The sequence below is a fragment of the Streptomyces yamdrokensis genome, from assembly GCF_053890455.1.
Window position 1 is genome coordinate 2,902,152 of record NZ_CM132679.1, and the last position, 16,669, is coordinate 2,918,820.

Here is a 16,669-nt window from a genome sequence, read left to right on the forward strand (position 1 = left end):
GTCAGCCGGTCAGCCGGTCAGCCGGTCAGCCGGTCAGCCGGTCAGCCGGTCAGCCGGTCAGCCGGTCAGCCGGTCAGAAGAGCTTGCCCGGGTTCAGGAGGTTCAGCGGGTCGAAGACCTGTTTGACGGCCCGCTGCATCTCCACGCCCACCGGGCCGATCTCGCGGGCCAGCCATTCCTTCTTCAGGAGGCCGACGCCGTGTTCGCCGGTGATCGTGCCGCCGAGTTCCAGGCCGAGGGCCATGATCTCGTCGAAGGACTCGCGGGCGCGGCGCGACTCGTCGGGGTCCTGGGCGTCGAAGCAGACGGTCGGGTGGGTGTTGCCGTCCCCCGCGTGGGCGACGACGCCGATGGTGAGCCGGTACTTCTCGGAGATCCGCTCGACGCCCTCGACGAGTTCGCCGAGCCGGGAGCGGGGCACGCACACGTCGTCGATCATCGTGGTGCCCTTGACCGCCTCCAGGGCGACCAGGGACAGGCGCCGGGCGTGGAGCAGCAGTTCGGACTCGGCGGCGTCCTCGGCCGGTACGACCTCGGTGGCGCCGGCCGCCTCGCACAGCGCGCCGAGGGCGGCGAGGTCGGCGGCGGGGTCGGTGGTGTCGAACGCGGCGAGCAGCAGGGCCTCGGTGCTCTCCGGCAGTCCCATCCGGGTCATGTCGTTGACGGCCCTGACCGTCGTACGGTCCATGAGCTCGAGGAGTGAGGGGACGTGCCCGCCGGCCATGATGCGGCACACGGCGTCGCAGGCGGCGGCGCCGGAGGCGAACTCGGCGGCCAGCACCAGCTGCTCGGGCGGTTTGGGCCGCAGGGCGAGGGTCGCGCGCACGACGACGCCGAGGGAGCCCTCGGAGCCGACGAACAGGCGGGTCAGGTCGTATCCGGCGACGCCCTTGGCGGTGCGGCGGCCGGTGGACATCAGGCGGCCGTCGGCGAGGACCACGTCGAGGCCGAGTACGTACTCGGCGGTGACGCCGTACTTCACGCAGCACAGTCCGCCGGAGGCGGTGCCGATGTTGCCCCCGATGGTGCACGTCTCCCAGCTGGAGGGGTCGGGCGGGTAGCAGAGGCCGTGTTCGCCGACGGCGCGGGAGAGGGTGGCGTTGACGACGCCGGGTTCGACGACGGCGACCCGGTCGACGGGGTTGATCTCCAGGATGGCGTCCATCCCGGTCAGGGAGAGCACGATGCATCCGTCGGTCGCGTTGGCGGCGCCGGACAGGCCGGTGCGGGCACCCTGCGGGACCACGGGGACGCGCAGGGCGGTGGCGGTGCGCATGACGTGCTGCACCTGTTCGACCGTGCGGGGCAGGACGACCACCGCCGGGGCGCCCGCCGGGCAGAAGCTCGCCATGTCGTTGGCGTAGGAGGCCGTGACGCCGGGGTCGGTGAGGACCGCCCCGGGAGGCAGTCCGTCGAGCAGCCGGTCGACGAGAGGGCCGGCCGCCACCGTGTCTTCATCGCGTCGCGCTTCGATACGGCTCACGTTCACAGCGTGGCAGCCGGGGCCATCGGCGTGAACCCCGCGTACGTCACCCGGACGTACGGCGTGGTGAGCCGGGGTGTGGTTCGTCGTATCGGCGGATGATGTGACGCACAGTGTGCGCCATGGACGACAAGCCACAGAAGACCGAGGGCGGAAGACCGCAGGAGACCGGGGGCGGGGGCGGGGGCGAGGCCCGCGGGCGGGTGGGGCGCGGGCGCCGGGCGCGGTTCGGTTCGGCGGCCGCCGGGTGCGCCGTGCTCGGCGGGGTGCTGGTGCTGCTGCCGTGGGGGCAGAGGGCGGAGGGGCCGCCGGAGCCGGCCCCCGGGGCGCGGGCGCGGGCGGCGGTGGCCGGCGGGGTGCCGGCGTCGCTGTCCGATCTGGAGGTGCTGGTCGAGGAGCGGGAGCGGCTGCTGAGGGAGCGTCCGAAGGACGCGCGGTCCTGGGCGCTGCTCGGGGCGGCCCGGGTGGAGCAGGGGCGGCGGCTGGCGGACCCCGCGCGGTACTCGCGGGCCGAGCGGGCGTTGCGCACCTCGCTGAAGGTGCGGCCGCGGGGCAACGCCGAGGCGCTGCGCGGGCTGGCGGTGCTGGCGAACGCGCGCGGCGACCATCCCGCCGCGCTCGAGTGGGGCAGGCGGGCGCTGAAGCTGGAGCCGGAGCGGTGGACGACGTATCCCCCGCTGATCGAGGCGTACGCGGGGCTCGGCGACGGCGGGGCGGCGGACAGGATGCTGGACCGGCTGAAGGCGTTGCGGTCGGGTCCGGCCGTGATGGCTCGGGCGGCGGCCGTGTACCGGGACAAGGGCTGGCGGGAGGACGCGGCGGCCCAGCTCGCCGACGCCGCCGCGGCGGCCGGGGAACCGGCCGAGCGGGCGTCGTACCTGGAGCGGGCCGGGCAGCTGGCCTGGGAGCGCGGCGACCGGGAGGACGCCCTGCGGCACTTCCGGGAGGCGGTGCGCATCGACCCGGACCAGCGGGCGGCGCAGGCGGGACAGGGCAGGGCGCTGGCCGCGCTCGGCCGGACCACTCAGGCGCTGAGCGCCTACCGGGCGGCGCTGGCCCGGCAGCCGCTGCCGGAGTACGCGCTGGAACTGGGCGAGCTGTACGAGTCCCTGGGGCTGCGGCAGGCCGCCCGGGTCCACTACGACCTGCTGCGCTCGCGGGTACGGCAGGCCGCCGCGCACGGGGCCGACGGGAATCTGGTCCTCGGCCGGTTCGAGGCGGACCACGGGGACCCCCGGACCGCGGTGCGGCTGCTGCGCACGGAGTGGGAGCGGCAGCCGTCGACGGCGGTGGCCGACGCCCTGGGCTGGGCGCTGCACCGGTCGGGGCGGTCCGAGGAGGCGCTGGAGTTCGCGGTGCGGGCGACGGAGGGGACGCACGGCGGCGGGGTGCGCAGCGCGCCGCACGCCTTCCACCGGGGCATGATCGAGCGCGAGCTGGAGCGGTACGGGGCCGCGCGGCGGCATCTGCGGGAAGCCCTGGCCATCAACCCGTACTTCTCCCCGCTTCGGGTGCCCGAGGCGAAGGCGGCACTGGAACGGCTGGGCGAGCCACCGGTCGGGGACGGGCCGCCGGACTGGTCGTGAGGAGAACCGGCGAGGACCGGCGAGGGCCGACGAGGGCCGACGAGGGCCGGACACGGGGTGGTGCCCGCCCGTGTCCGGCCCTCGCCGTTGCCGGTCCCGCCGGCACCCCTCACCCGGCACCCGGCATCCAGCATCCGGCACCCGGCACCCGGCATCCGGCACCCGGTCACAGGTTGCCGCGGCGTTCCTGCTCCCGCTCGATGGCCTCGAAGAGGGCCTTGAAGTTGCCCTTGCCGAAGCCCATGGAGCCGTGCCGCTCGATGATCTCGAAGAACACGGTCGGCCGGTCCTGGACCGGCTTGGTGAAGATCTGCAGCAGGTAGCCGTCCTCGTCCCGGTCGGCGAGGATCTTCAGCTCGCGCAGGGTGTCGAGCGGCACCCGGGTGTCGCCGACCCACTCGCCGAGGGTGTCGTAGTACGAGTCCGGGGTGTCCAGGAACCGCACACCGGCCGCGCGCATCTGGCGGACCGTGTGCACGATGTCGTTGGTGTTGAGCGCGATGTGCTGGACGCCGGCGCCGCCGTAGAACTCCAGGTACTCGTCGATCTGGGACTTCTTCTTGGCGACGGCCGGCTCGTTGATCGGGAACTTGACCTTGAGCGTGCCGTCGGCGACCACCTTCGACATGAGCGCGCTGTACTCGGTGGCGATGTCGTCGCCCACGAACTCCTTCATGTTCGTGAAGCCCATGACCTTGTTGTAGAAGGCGACCCACTCGTTCATCCGGCCGAGTTCGACGTTGCCGACACAGTGGTCGACGGCCTGGAAGGAGCGCCGGGCGGGCGGTTCGACGATCGGCCCGGCGGCGACGAAGCCGGGCTGGTAGGGCCCGTCGTAGCCGGTGCGCTCGACGAGGGTGTGCCGGGTGCTGCCGTAGGTGGCGATCGCGGCGAGGACGACGGTGCCGTGCTCGTCCTTCAGCTCGTACGGCTCGGCGAGCGGGCGGGCGCCGTGCTCGACGGCGTAGGCGAACGCGGCGCGCGCGTCCGGGACCTCGATGGCGAGGTCGACGACGCCGTCGCCGTGCGCGGCCACATGGTCGGCGAGGAAGGTGCCCCACTCGGTGGACGGCTTGATCACCGAGGTGAACACGAAGCGGGCGGAGCCGCTCTCCAGGACGTAGCTCGCGGTCTCGCGGCTGCCGTTCTCCGGTCCGGAGTAGGCGACCAGCGTCATGCCGAAGGCGGTGGAGTAGTAGTGCGCCGCCTGCTTGGCGTTGCCCACGGCGAAGACGACCGCGTCCATTCCCTTGACCGGGAAGGGATCGGCCTGCCGGGCGGTCGTGTCGGGAGTGTGGTGTGTGGTCTGCGTCATAGGTGCAGGGTGGGCCAGCTCTGCAAGGTGCGCAATAGTTCGCGTTTTCACTGGGCACTCTGTCCAGTGGGATGCCGCGATCGGCGGACTGTCTGTACAGGATGACCAGGTGACCGAGCTGCCGGGCGACCGGGCGGCCGGGCGTCCTGGTGACCAGGAGGGGAGGCCGGTGTGGCGATCGATCGGCTGGACGGCCGGATCATCCTGCTCCTCGCGCGGGAGCCGCGGATCGGAGTGCTGGAGATGTCCCGGCGGCTCGGGGTGGCGCGGGGGACGGTGCAGGCGCGGCTGGACCGGCTTCAGTCGAACGGAGTCATCCGCGGATTCGGTCCCCAGGTGGATCCGGCGGCCCTCGGCTACCCGGTCACGGCGTTCGCGACGCTGGAGATCCGCCAGGGCCAAGGGGCTGATGTCCGGGCGCACTTGGCGACCGTGCCGGAGGTCCTGGAGCTGCACACCACGACCGGCAGCGGGGACATGCTGTGCCGGCTCGTGGCCCGCTCCAACGCCGATCTCCAACGGGTGATCGACCGTGTGGTCGGTTTTGATGGCATCGTCCGGGCCGCCACGGCGATCGTGATGGAGAACCCCGTTCCGCTGCGGATCATCCCGCTGGTGGAGCAGGCCGCGCTCCTCGAACCGCCGGGCGGGGACCCGGACGGACCGGACTGACCGGACGGGCATGGCCGAGCTGGAGTGAGGGGACGTGGACTTCTGGGAGTACCTGGGCAACCGCCACCAGCAGCTGCTCGTCGACACGTACCAGCACGCGAGCGTGGTCTTCCAGTGCATGGTGGCGGCGACCGTGATCGGGGTGCTGATCGGGGTGGCGACGTACCGCAGCGACTGGGCGGGGAACCTGGCCACGACCGCCACCTCGACCCTGCTGACCATCCCGTCGCTGGCCATGATCGGTCTGCTGATCCCGGTCGTGGGGCTCGGGGTGCCGCCGACGGTGATCGCGCTGACGCTGTACGGGCTGCTGCCGATCGTGCGGAACGCGATCGTCGGGCTGCGCGGGGTCGACCCCGCGCTGGTGGACGCGGCCACCGGCATCGGCATGTCGCGCGTGGCCCGGCTGGCGCGGGTGGAGCTGCCGCTGGCCTGGCCGCCGATCCTCACCGGCATCCGGGTCTCCACGCAGATGCTGATGGGCATCGCCGCCATCGCCGCGTACGCCTCCGGTCCCGGCCTGGGCAACCTGATCTTCCGCGGGATCGCCTCGCTGGGCAGCAGCAACGCGCTCAACCAGGTGCTCGCGGGCACCCTCCTGATCATCATTCTCGCGCTGCTGTTCGACGCCGTGTACGTCCTGATCGGGCGGCTGACCATCTCCAGGGGGATCCGTGCCTGAGTCACCGGCTCCGAAGGCGCCCGGCGCACCCGACGCATCCGGCGACGGGGCCGGCGAACCCACCGGGACCACCGGCGCGACCATCGAGCTGGAGTCCCTCACCAAGAGGTACCCGGGCAGCCCGCAGCCGGCCGTCGACAACGTCAGCATGGAGATCCGGGCGGGCGAGACCGTCATCCTCGTCGGCCCGTCCGGCTGCGGGAAGTCGACCGCGCTGAAGATGATCAACCGGCTGATCGAGCCGAGCGGCGGCCGCATCCGCATCGGCGGCGAGGACGTCACCGACATGGACCCGGTGAGACTGCGCCGCAAGGTCGGATACGCGATCCAGTCCAGCGGGCTGTTCCCGCACATGACGGTGGCCCAGAACATCGCACTGGTGCCGAAGATGCTGCGCTGGCCGGCGGCCCGGGTACGGGCGCGGGTGGAGGAGATGCTGGACCTGGTCGGCCTGGACCCCGGCGAGTTCCACGGCCGCTATCCGCGCAGCCTCTCCGGCGGGCAGCAGCAGCGGGTGGGCGTGGCGCGGGCACTGGCGGCGGATCCGCCGGTGCTGCTGATGGACGAGCCGTTCGGGGCGGTGGACCCCATCACCCGCGACCACCTCCAGGACGAGCTGATCCGGCTGCAGCACGAGCTGCACAAGACGATCGTCTTCGTCACCCACGACTTCGACGAGGCGATCAAGCTGGGCGACCGGATCGCGGTGCTGCGGGAGCGTTCGCACATCGCCCAGTTCGACACCCCGGAGGCGATCCTCACCAACCCGGCGGACGACTTCGTGTCCGGCTTCGTCGGCGCCGGGGCCGCGCTGAAGCGGCTGAACCTCACCCGTGTGGGGGACGTGGAGATCACCGACTATCCGACGGTGACCGTCGACGACCCGCTCCAGGAGATCTTCAACCTGCTCCGCTCCAGCGGCTCCAACGAGATCCTGCTGCTCGACCGGCGGCGGCGCCCCTACAAGTGGCTCCGGCGCGGCGACCTGATGCGGGCCAAGGGCTCGCTGGCCCGCGCGGGCACCCTGGTGCACGACACGGTGACCCGGGACGCGACCCTGCGGGACGCGCTGGAGGCGGTGCTGACCGACAGCTCCGGCCGGGTGGCGGTCACCGGTGGGCGCGGCGCCTACGAGGGCGTCGTCGACGTGGAGACGCTGATGAACTCCGTCCACGAACTGCTGGAGGCCGACCGGCTGGAGGCGATGGAGGCCCAGCACGAACTGGAGGGGCAGCGGGCCGTGAGGACGCACGCCGAGCAGGAGGGCGCCGGCGGGGAGGCGGACGGGTGAGCGCCTCATCGCGGCGGCCGCCCGGCGGGCGCCGGCCCCCGGACGAGCACGAGGCCGCAGGGCCCGCCCTCCGGGACGGGAAGGGGAACGGGAACGACGAAGACGTCGACGACGAAGGCCGGGACGAGGACGACGGCGGGCACGGAGGCGGGACGACGAGGCGGCCGGCCGGGCCCGCGGCGGCGGACGCCTCCCCGGTGACGTGGCAGAAGCTGACGGTCCTGCCCGTGGTGCTGGTCGTCGTCCTGTTCGCGACCTGGCTGTGGTTCACGCAGGCCGACCTGGACACGCTGTCCCAAAACGCGCTGTCCGGCGGGCAGGTGACCAAGGCGCTCCGGCAGCACATCGGACTGACCGTGATCTCGACGTTCTTCGTGCTGGTCATCGCGATTCCGCTGGGCATCCTGCTGACCCGGCCGACGCTGCGCAGGGCGGCCCCGGCCGCGATGGCGTTCGCCAACACGGGCCAGGCGACGCCCGCGATCGGTCTGCTCGCGCTGCTGGTGATCTGGCTGGGCATCGGCCGCCGGGCCGCCCTCATCGGCATCATCGCCTACGCCGTGCTGCCGGTGCTCTCCAACACCATCGCGGGTCTGCGGGCCAACGATCCGACGCTGCTGGAGGCGGCGCGCGGCATCGGCATGTCCCCGCTGGGCGTGCTGAGCCGCGTGGAACTTCCCCTGGCCGTCCCGCTCATCCTCGCCGGGGTGCGTACGGCCCTCGTCCTGAACGTCGGCACCGCCACCCTGGCGACCTTCGGCGGAGGCGGCGGTCTGGGCGTCCTGATCACCACCGGGATCACCAGCCAGCGGATGCCGGTGCTGATGCTGGGCTCGATCCTCACCATCTCCCTGGCCCTGCTGGTGGACTGGCTGGCCTCACTGGCCGAACTGCTTCTGCGGCCACGGGGGCTGGAGGCGGGCGGATGAGGCGGCGCGGGTGCCTGCTGCTCGCCGCAGTGCTGCTGGCGGGGGTCTCCTCCTGCGGGCTGACCAGCGGTTCCCCCATGGTCGACGACGTGGAGCCGGGGTCGATCGGGCGGGGGAAGCCGCTCGAGGGCGCGACCCTCACCGTCACGTCCAAGGAGTTCACCGAGCAGCTGATCCTGGGCGCGATCATGGGCATCGCCTTCCAGGCGGCCGGCGCCGAGGTCATCGACCGCACCGGTATCCAGGGCTCGGTCGGCTCCCGGGAGGCGGTCGTGAACGGGGACGCGGACGCCGGGTACGAGTACACCGGCACGGCGTGGATCACGTACCAGGGCAACAGCAGGCCCCTGCCCGACCCGCGCGAGCAGTGGGAGGCGGTGCGCGAGGCCGACCGGAGGAACGGGGTGACCTGGCTGGAGCCGTCGGAGCTGAACAACACCTACGCCCTGGCCATGAACCAGGCCAACTTCAGGAAGTACGGCACGCGGACGCTGTCGGACGTGGCCGCGCTGGCGAAGTCCGATCCGGCGGCGGTGACCCTGTGCGTGGAGGGCGAGTTCGCCAACCGGGCGGACGGGCTGCCGGGCATGGAGAAGGCGTACGGCATGAACATCGCCGCGGGGAACGTCACCCAGATGGACACCGGGATCATCTACACCCAGACGGCCGAGGGCACCTGTACGTACGGCGAGGTCTTCACCACCGACGGACGGATCAAGTCCATGGACCTGGAGGTGATGGAGGACGACAGGAAGTTCTTCCCCAACTACAACGCGGCGCCGACGGTCAACACCGACACCCTCGAGGAGTGGCCGGCGATCCCCGAGGTCCTCGACCCGGTCACGGCGAAGCTGGACAACGAGGTGGCGCGGACCCTGAACGCCAGGGTGGACGTGGACGGCGAGGACCCCCACCAGGTGGCGCTGGACTGGATGGTGGACGAGGGGTTCGTCGAGGAGGGGTAGACGCCGGCCGGACGGGCGGACCGCGTCAGCAGCTCGGGACCTTGCCCGCGTCCTTCTCCAGGTCGACGAGGGCGTCGACGGTGGCCTCGAGGGTGGTGACCGGGATCAGGCGCAGACCGTCGGGGAGTTCGGCCTGCGCGTCGGCGCACTCGGCCTCGGGCACCAGGAAGACGGTGGCGCCGTCCCGCCGGGCGGCCTGCGTCTTCAGCGGCACGCCGCCCACGGCGCCGACCCTGCCCTCGGCGTCGATCGTCCCCGTACCGGCGATGGTCCGGCCGCCGGTGAGGTCGCCTCCGCTGTCGTCACCGTTCAGCTTGTCGACGATGCCGAGGGAGAAGAGCAGGCCGGCGCTGGGGCCGCCGACGTCGGCGAGCTCCAGGTCGACCTCGACGTCCTTGCCGTCCAGATCCAGGTAACCCAGCGCGGCCAGGGTCGCCTCGTCCTGGGACTTGCGCATCTGCTCCTCGTTGTACTGCTCGATCTCCTCGACGTCGTCCCCGCTGGGGTAGACCGAGTCGCGGGGCATGACGGCCCGGTCGGTGCCGAACCAGGCGTCGAGGACGTCCGGGAGGCTCACCCGGGTGTCGGGGGAGGTGGCCTCGATCGTCGTCATCCGCAGCTGGCCGGTGGTCTCGCGGGTCGGCGCGCCGGAGACGGTGATGACCGGCGTGCCCCGGTTCTCGCCGAGCACGTCGGCCGTCAGCCCCGGCTGTGCCAACGAGAACGGCAGCGGCGCGAACACCGCCGTGGCCAGCAGGGCGACGACGGGAACGGCGCAGACGGCGAGGGCCCGGGGGCGCGTGAGGCGAGAGAGCACGGGTTCAATCTAACGCGGGTCCTCCCCCGGCCGGATCCGGGGGATTCCCCGCTCGAAGAGCCTCCCGGGCCGGCGGCCTGCGAGGCCCGGCCTCCTCCGCACCGGCCGGCACGGGCCTCTTCCGGTGCGCCGGGCGGCGACCGGGCGCGCCGTCCCGCTTCCCGGCCGGCACGGCGGCCGTGCCCGGTTCCCGCCACGCACGGCATCGGGGCCCGCACGCCCGCGCGGGTGGCCTTCGCTGCCGGGGCGAGCGCCGCCCCGGCGCCTTCCGGCCGTCAGCGCAGGGCCTCCGCGACCTCGCGGGCCGCGTCCATGACCCGCGGGCCGACCCGTTCGGGGACCACGTCGGCCAGCATCACCACGCCGACGCTGCCCTCGACGCCGGTGACCCCGAGCAGTGGCGCCGCCGCTCCGCACGCGCCGGCCTCCAGCTCGCCGTGGGTGAGGGTGTATCCGGGGTCGTGGGGCCGTTGCAGGCGGGCCGAGATGATCGCCTTGCCGGCGGCGCCCCGCTCCAGCGGATGCCGGAACCCGGCCCGGTAGGCCACGTGGTAGTCCGTCCACGACGGTTCCACCACGGCGACGGCCAGCGCTTCGGCCCCGTCCACCAGTGTCAGGTGCGCGGTCGCGCCGATGTCCTCCGCCAGCGACCGCAGGGCCGGCATCGCGGCCTCGCGTACGAGCGGATGCACCTGGCGGCCCAGCCGCAGCACTCCGAGCCCGACCCGGGCCCGTCCGCCGAGGTCACGGCGTATGAGCGCGTGCTGTTCCAGTGTGGCGAGCAACCGGTACACAACGGTCCGGTTCACGCCCAGTTTGTGGGATAGCTCGGTGACGGTCAGGCCGTGGTCCGTGTCGGCCAGCAGCTTGAGGACCCGCAGTCCCCGGTCGAGCGTCTGGGAGGTCTCCGCGGTCACGACGCCCACTCCTTCGTGGTCAGGTCGGCGGCCCTCTCACGGCGTATGCGTCACCGAGTCCCGTCGGTGACGCGCTTCAGAGGCCGCCGATCGGCCGGCGGCCCGGCTGTGTCCCGGGCGCAGTCGCTTCACGGCTGCGCTCCGCGGCGGCGCTGCCACGGGGCGTGTGCGTAGCGGGACAGTAGCGAGCCGGTTCGGTCAGCGGAAGGCTCCGTCCAGAATCCGGGCACCGGCAACTGCGAAGCCGCCCCTTTCGTCCCGCTATGCGCGAGGGGTGAAGGGAATTCACCGCATGCGGGTGGCCCACTCCTGCACCTTGGCGATCCGCTGGCGCAGCTGTCCCGGCGTGGCCTCGGCGGCGGGCGGCCCGCCGCAGACGCGGCGCAGCTCGGTGTGGATGACGCCGTGCGGCTTGCCGCTCTGGTGGACGTAGGCGCCGACCATGTTGTTGAGCTGGCGGCGCAGTTCCATCATCTCCTTGTGGGAGACCACGGGGCGCCGCTCGGCGGGCAGTTCGAGCAGGTCGGCCTCGTCGTCCGGCTTCTTGCGGCTGTGCGCGATCTGCCGGGCCTGCCGCTTCTGCAGCAGCAGCTCCACCTGGTCGGGTTCGAGGAGCCCCGGGATGCCCAGGTAGTCCTGCTCCTCCTCGCTGCCGGGGTGGGCCTGCATGCCGAAGTCGGCGCCGTTGTAGGTGACCCGGTCGAAGACGGCGTCGGACTCCAGTGCCTCGAAGGGCAGCATCTCCTCGCCGGTGTCCTCGTCCTCCTGCCGGTTCGCCTCGTCCATCTCCTTCTCGGACTCGGCGTACGGGTCCTCCTCGCCCTCCTTCCTGGGCTTGTCGAGGACGTGGTCGCGCTCGCGCTCCATCTCGTTCGCGAAGCCCAGCAGGTCCGGGACGGTCGGCAGGAACACGGAGGCGGTCTCGCCGCGCCGCCTCGACCGGACGAAACGGCCGACGGCCTGGGCGAAGAACAACGGGGTGGAGATGGTGGTCGCGTACACGCCCACGGCCAGGCGCGGTACGTCGACGCCCTCGGACACCATGCGGACGGCGACCATCCACCGGTCGTCGCTGCCGCTGAAGTCGTCGATCCGTTTCGAGGCGCCGGTGTCGTCGGACAGGACGACGGTGGCCTTGCTGCCGGTGATCTCGCGGATCAGCTTGGCGTAGGAGCGGGCGGAGTCCTGGTCCGCGGCGATGACCAGGGCACCGGCGTCCGGGACGGACTTCCTGACCTCGGTCAGCCGCTGGTCCGCGGCGCGCAGCACGGACGGCATCCAGTCACCGCGCGGGTCGAGGGCGGTGCGCCAGGCCTGGCTGATCGCGTCCTTGGTCATGGGCTCGCCGAGGCGGGCCGCGACCTCGTCGCCGGCCTTGGTGCGCCAGCGCATGTTGCCGCTGTAGGAGAGGAAGATGACGGGGCGGACGACGCCGTCGGCGAGCGCGGAACCGTACCCGTAGGTGTAGTCGGCGGCCGACCGGCGGATGCCGTCGTCGCCCTCCTCGTACGCCACGAACGGGATGGGGTTGGTGTCGGACCGAAACGGCGTACCGGTGAGCGCGAGCCTGCGGGTGGCCGGCTCGAACGCCTCCAGGCAGGCCTCGCCCCAGGACTTGCTGTCACCGGCGTGGTGGATCTCGTCGAGGATGACGAGGGTCTTGCGCTGCTCGGCGCGGTTGCGGTGCAGCATGGGGCGCACGCCGACACCGGCGTAGGTGACGGCGACGCCGTGGTAGTCCTTGCCGACCGGGCCCGCGCTGTACTCGGGGTCCAGCTTGATCCCGATCCGCGCGGCGGCCTCGGCCCACTGCTTCTTCAGATGCTCGGTGGGCGCGACGACGGTCACCTGCTGCACGACGTGGTGGTGCAGCAGCCAGGAGGCCAGCGTCAGCGCGAAGGTCGTCTTGCCGGCGCCGGGGGTGGCGACCGCCAGGAAGTCGCGCGGCTGCGTCTGTAGGTACCTCTCCATCGCCCCCTGCTGCCAGGCGCGCAACTTGCCGGCGGTGCCCCAGGGGGCACGGCCGGGGAAGGCCGGGGACAGGTGGTGCGAGGCGGAAGCGGCGGTGGTAGTCACGGTCTCCGTTGAGGGGGTAGAGCGGCTCGGCTGTGCGGGACGGCCGGGCCACCCTATCGATGGCCCGTCGGCGTCAACGCCCGGACTGCGCCAGGGCTGCCGAGGATGGGACCGAGGTCACACCACCTGCTCGGCCAGATCCCTCAATGCCTCGGAGATGACCTTGACCTCGTCCATGTCGCCGGTCGCCACGGCGATGACCAGGCGCTCGGCCGCGTCGATGTCGGGACGCAGCTGCGCCTCGTTCATCGCCAGGAAGACGACGCAGGACACCCAGGCCGTGCGCTTGTTCCCGTCGACGAAGGGGTGGTTGATGGTCAGGGACTGCAGGAGTGCGGCCGCCTTGTCGAACAGGTCGGTGTAGGCCTCCTGGCCGAACATGGAGGCCGAGGGGCGGTGCACGGCCGACTCCAGCAGACCCGCGTCGCGCACGGCGATGTCCTGATCATCGACGGCGTTCTCGGCGATGGCCAGGACGTCCTCGGCCGACAGATAGACATACGTCACTTGAGCCGCTCCAGCAGTTCGGCCCACTTGGCGGTCTGCTCCTTGGCCGCCTTGCGCACGAGCGTCTCGTGAGCCGTCCGGGCCAGGTAGTCGTCCACGGCCTTCAGCAGTATGGCGTGCATGCTGACCCCCTCTTCCTCGGCGCGCAGCTTGAGAGCTTCCTTCTGGTCGTCGCGGAGACGCAGGTTCGTGGCCATACCAAAACGGTACCACCACATGGGGTCAAAGTAGTACCACTCAGGGGGAGGGGGACCGCAGCCGCGTCGCCACCCACACCCCCGCCAGAGCCACCGCCGCCATCGGCAGGAACACCGCGGCGAAGGCGGCCGGGTGGGAGCCGGAGGCCCCGGTGGCCCCGTGGGCGACCGTGCCGCCGCCGAGGGCGGCGAAGGCGGCGCCGCCGACGGCCAGCAGGAGGACGTTGGAGAGGCCGTCGGATATCTGGAGGGCGGCCGAGTTGGTGCCCGCTTCCTCGGGTGCGGAGAGCTGGAGCAGGAGCACGCTGGTGGAGGAGATCACCAGGCCCATCCCGAGGCAGCCGAACGCCCAGGCGACGGCCAGGGCCCAGGCGGGGACCGCCTCGATCAGCACGCTCGGGGCCGCCGCGATGGCGCCGGCCACCAGGGCCATCCCCAGGATCGTCAGCCGCTCCCGGTGGGGCTGGACGCGGGGCCGGGACTGGAGCCAGGAGCCCAGCGCCCAGGTGACGCCGCCCGCCGCGAGGGAGAGGCCGGCGAGGGTCGGGCTGAGGCCGCGCTGGGTGACCAGCATCAGCGGGACGAAGGACTCGGCGGCGATGAAGGAGCCCGCGGCGACGCCGCGCAGCAGCACCACCGAGGGCAGGCCGCGCGCCGCGCGGCAGGTGCCGCGCGGGAGCAGGCCCAGCACCGCGGGCACCAGCAGCGCGGCACCCGCCGCGCCGGGCAGCAGGGAGAGCCAGCGCAGGTCCTGGGCGGCGTACTGGAGCAGCCCGGCGCCGAAGGAGATCGCGAGGGCGAGGCGGATGCGGCGGCCGCCGGAGGAGGCCGGTGCGTCGGTGCCGTCGCCCGCCGAGCCGGACGCCAGGCGGCGTATCTGCGGGAGGGCGAGGGCGAGGGGGAGCGTGACGAGGACCGGGATGCCGAGGAACACCCACCGCCAGCCGAGGTGTTCGGTCACCGCTCCGGAGGCGAGCGGGCCGACGATCGAGGGCACCACCCAGCTCGCCGCGAACGCGGCCATGATCGCCGGACGCAGCCGCTGCGGGTAGGCCCGGCTCACGACGACGTACAGCGCGACGATCACCATGCCGCCGCCGAGGCCCTGCACGGCCCGGCCCAGGATGAACGGCCACATCGAGCCCGCCGTCCCGCCCAGCAGGAGCCCGGCCGCGAAGGCGGCGATGCCCGTGGTCAGCGGTGCGAGCGGTCCGCCGCGGTCCGACCACTGGCCGGCGAGGACCATCGCGAACAGGCTGGTGGTGAAGTACGCCGAGAACGCGAACGCGTACAGCGGCACCCCGTCCAGCTCGCGCGCCGCGACCGGCATGGCCGTGCCCACCGCCGTCGCCTCGAAGGCGATCAGCAGCACCACGGAGACGATGCCGATGCTCAGCGCCCGGTAGGGGCCGCTCAGCACGCTCCCGCCGCCCTCACCGTCGGGGACGGCTGGTCCGGGCGGGACGGCTGGTCCGGGCGGGGCGGTGGACCCGGGCGGGACGGCGGAGGTCTTGGCGACAGGGGTGTCGCGCGGGATCGGGGCGGCCATGGGCGTCAGAGTAAGGGCCACGGAGCACTTTGACGCCTGTCGGGGGTCGGACCGGCACCGGGACCTTGGTCGTACTCCCCCGGCCGCCCGTCCCGGCGTTCATGAACGGCGTGTGGCAGTCCCGCCGCGTCGCGCCGGAATGCCTTGGGCGCCGCTCTCGCCCCGCCGTACGGTCGGCGTACCGGGTTCGCGGCGGCGAGGTGGCGAAGACCACACCTCGTCCCCGACACGGGCGGGGTGTTTTCGGAGCGCGCTCTCAGAGCACCCCGCCCGCCTCGTCCTGGAACAGCTCCGTCCAGTAGTGCCAGTCGGCGTCGGTCGTGGTGCCCGTCGGGTCGACGGCGGACAGGACCTGGATCATCGTCATGGCCAGCTGGTCGTACGTCCCGCTGGTCAGCGCGTGGCCCGACTCCTCGTCGATGGCGTGCTCGCGGTGCAGCAGCCAGAGGGTGAAGGCGAGGGTCGAGACGTCCGTGTTCAGCGGGTACAGGGCCGAGTCCGGCTCGCTCCAGTTCAGGACCTCGCCGGTGGCGCCGTCGAGGACCAGGCTGTTGTCCTCGATCAGATGGCCGAGGCGGATCAGCCGGCCGGCGTGGGCGGGCAGGCGGCCGGCCCAAAACGCGCCGGGGTCGCCGTCGCCGTTCTCGCCGTAGTACTCGGCGAGGGTCCGCAGCGGCAGGTCGGTGTCCAGCTGGAACAGGAAGCCGTCCTCGGGCAGGCCCGTCCCGCACAGGAAGCGGCGGGTCGGCTCGTGCGTCAGCGTCGCGGGGAAGTCGAACTCCTCGAAGCGGACCACACCCCGTCGGCCGAACTCCTGGTCGAGCAGGCGGACCGGGAGGTCGAGGGCGAGTCCCGAGGCCGCGCCCGGACCGGCCACCAGGGCCAGCGGGCGGATCAGCGCGGCCATCCGCCACAGCGGCGCCGGCTCGCCGTCCGCCCCCTCCTCGAACACCGCGAGCAGCTGCCGCGAGGCCTGTGCCACCGCCTTGGTGCCCCAGCGGCCCGCGTAGGCGGCGAACTGGCCGCGCAGTCCCGCCAGTTCGTCCGTCGCCGCGGCGAACCGCACCAGGGTCGGCAGCGACGGGGCGAGCGGGCGACGGTCCATCAGGTCGGGGCGGTCGTGGAAGAAGTACGTCGTCGAGACCTCGCCGGTGACACCGTCGAGCAGGACCGACTCCGTCTCCAGGCCGGCGGGGCCCAGCAGTTGACCGACGACCAGCTGGTCCCGCAGCTCCGCGGAGAGTCTCTCGCCCGGGTCACCGGTGGAGCCGGCGACCGTGCGCGGACCGCCGGCGTCGCGCAGCTGCGCGAAGCTGAACAGGCCGCTTTCGCAGGGCAGTCCGGGGCCGGTCAGCCAGCGGCGCGTGGCCGCGTGCGTGATGAACGGATCGAGGTCGTCCTCGGTCAGGACGATCGCTCCCGCAGTGCCCGTGGCATGCGTGGCGTCCATGGCATGCGTGGCGTCCATGGCATCCGTGGCTACGGTGTCGGTCGTGCTCATGGCTCCCCCGTGCATACGTGCGCTCAGTCCCGTGTCCCGTGCTCCAACGCTCCGGACGGCACCTCCCCGCCCGGGCGGGACGGGCCCCCGGCCCCCCGCACCCGGCAGCCGTCCCCCACCACTCGGAACACTACGTGCCACCACTGACAACGCCCCCGGACCGGAAGCGGACGGGCGGCCCG

At 72.7% G+C, this 16,669-nt stretch carries 15 protein-coding genes; 6 read left to right on the plus strand and 9 right to left on the minus strand.

Going from position 1 to position 16,669, the window contains the following annotated elements; all coding sequences use genetic code 11:
* Nucleotides 1-73 precede the first annotated feature (73 nt).
* Complete coding sequence (locus ACWZEH_RS12500) at nt 74-1,489, minus strand: FAD-binding oxidoreductase (RefSeq protein WP_456198144.1); 1,416 nt, start codon at nt 1,487-1,489, stop codon at nt 74-76.
* A gap of 116 nt (nt 1,490-1,605) precedes the next feature.
* Between ACWZEH_RS12500 and ACWZEH_RS12505 the strand changes: the two genes are divergently transcribed.
* Entirely contained in the window at nt 1,606-3,069 is a 1,464-nt protein-coding gene (locus ACWZEH_RS12505; protein ID WP_456198145.1) for a tetratricopeptide repeat protein, read from the plus strand.
* Nucleotides 3,070-3,235: 166 nt separating this feature from the next.
* On the opposite strand, the gene hppD is transcribed toward ACWZEH_RS12505, so the two are convergent.
* A complete protein-coding gene (gene hppD / locus ACWZEH_RS12510; protein ID WP_456198146.1) occupies nt 3,236-4,384 on the minus strand; it encodes a 4-hydroxyphenylpyruvate dioxygenase in 1,149 nt (382 codons plus the stop codon).
* 171 nt (nt 4,385-4,555) lie between these two features.
* Here hppD and ACWZEH_RS12515 point away from each other — a divergent pair, with 171 nt between their 5' ends.
* From ACWZEH_RS12515 to ACWZEH_RS12535, 5 genes are read left to right on the plus strand one after another with little or no spacing between them, the layout of a single operon-like run.
* Nucleotides 4,556-5,056: an Lrp/AsnC family transcriptional regulator gene (locus ACWZEH_RS12515; protein ID WP_383811095.1), complete on the plus strand. Its 501-nt coding sequence runs from the start codon at nt 4,556-4,558 to the stop codon at nt 5,054-5,056.
* 34 nt (nt 5,057-5,090) lie between these two features.
* Nucleotides 5,091-5,738, plus strand: coding sequence for an ABC transporter permease (locus ACWZEH_RS12520; protein ID WP_456198147.1), 648 nt, complete (start codon nt 5,091-5,093; stop codon nt 5,736-5,738).
* Nucleotides 5,731-7,029, plus strand: a complete 1,299-nt coding sequence (locus ACWZEH_RS12525; protein ID WP_456198148.1) for an ABC transporter ATP-binding protein — start codon at nt 5,731-5,733, stop codon at nt 7,027-7,029. The genes ACWZEH_RS12520 and ACWZEH_RS12525 overlap by 8 nt, the downstream gene beginning before the upstream one ends.
* Nucleotides 7,026-7,958, plus strand: coding sequence for an ABC transporter permease (locus ACWZEH_RS12530; protein WP_456198149.1), 933 nt, complete (start codon nt 7,026-7,028; stop codon nt 7,956-7,958). Before ACWZEH_RS12525 ends, ACWZEH_RS12530 begins: the two co-directional genes overlap by 4 nt.
* Complete coding sequence (locus ACWZEH_RS12535; RefSeq protein WP_456198150.1) at nt 7,955-8,923, plus strand: glycine betaine ABC transporter substrate-binding protein; 969 nt, start codon at nt 7,955-7,957, stop codon at nt 8,921-8,923. The genes ACWZEH_RS12530 and ACWZEH_RS12535 overlap by 4 nt, the downstream gene beginning before the upstream one ends.
* Before the next feature lie 25 nt (nt 8,924-8,948).
* On the opposite strand, the gene ACWZEH_RS12540 is transcribed toward ACWZEH_RS12535, so the two are convergent.
* The 7 genes from ACWZEH_RS12540 to ACWZEH_RS12570 form a co-directional block, all read right to left on the minus strand.
* Nucleotides 8,949-9,740: a S16 family serine protease gene (locus tag ACWZEH_RS12540; RefSeq protein ID WP_456198151.1), complete on the minus strand. Its 792-nt coding sequence runs from the start codon at nt 9,738-9,740 to the stop codon at nt 8,949-8,951.
* A 275-nt stretch (nt 9,741-10,015) separates the two neighbouring features.
* Nucleotides 10,016-10,657, minus strand: coding sequence for an IclR family transcriptional regulator (locus ACWZEH_RS12545; protein WP_384009743.1), 642 nt, complete (start codon nt 10,655-10,657; stop codon nt 10,016-10,018).
* A 285-nt stretch (nt 10,658-10,942) separates the two neighbouring features.
* The gene (locus ACWZEH_RS12550) at nt 10,943-12,733 is read right to left on the minus strand and encodes a DEAD/DEAH box helicase (protein WP_456198152.1); all 1,791 of its coding nucleotides are present in this window, start codon (nt 12,731-12,733) and stop codon (nt 10,943-10,945) included.
* A gap of 117 nt (nt 12,734-12,850) precedes the next feature.
* Complete coding sequence (locus tag ACWZEH_RS12555; protein ID WP_456198153.1) at nt 12,851-13,240, minus strand: type II toxin-antitoxin system death-on-curing family toxin; 390 nt, start codon at nt 13,238-13,240, stop codon at nt 12,851-12,853.
* Complete coding sequence (locus tag ACWZEH_RS12560; protein WP_381220928.1) at nt 13,237-13,437, minus strand: CopG family transcriptional regulator; 201 nt, start codon at nt 13,435-13,437, stop codon at nt 13,237-13,239. The genes ACWZEH_RS12555 and ACWZEH_RS12560 overlap by 4 nt, the downstream gene beginning before the upstream one ends.
* Before the next feature lie 40 nt (nt 13,438-13,477).
* Nucleotides 13,478-14,986, minus strand: a complete 1,509-nt coding sequence (locus ACWZEH_RS12565; RefSeq protein ID WP_456198154.1) for an MFS transporter — start codon at nt 14,984-14,986, stop codon at nt 13,478-13,480.
* A 256-nt stretch (nt 14,987-15,242) separates the two neighbouring features.
* Nucleotides 15,243-16,487 carry an SUKH-4 family immunity protein gene (locus ACWZEH_RS12570; RefSeq protein WP_456198155.1) on the minus strand — a complete coding sequence of 415 codons (1,245 nt, stop codon included), beginning with the start codon at nt 16,485-16,487 and terminating at the stop codon, nt 15,243-15,245.
* Nucleotides 16,488-16,669: the final 182 nt, after the last annotated feature.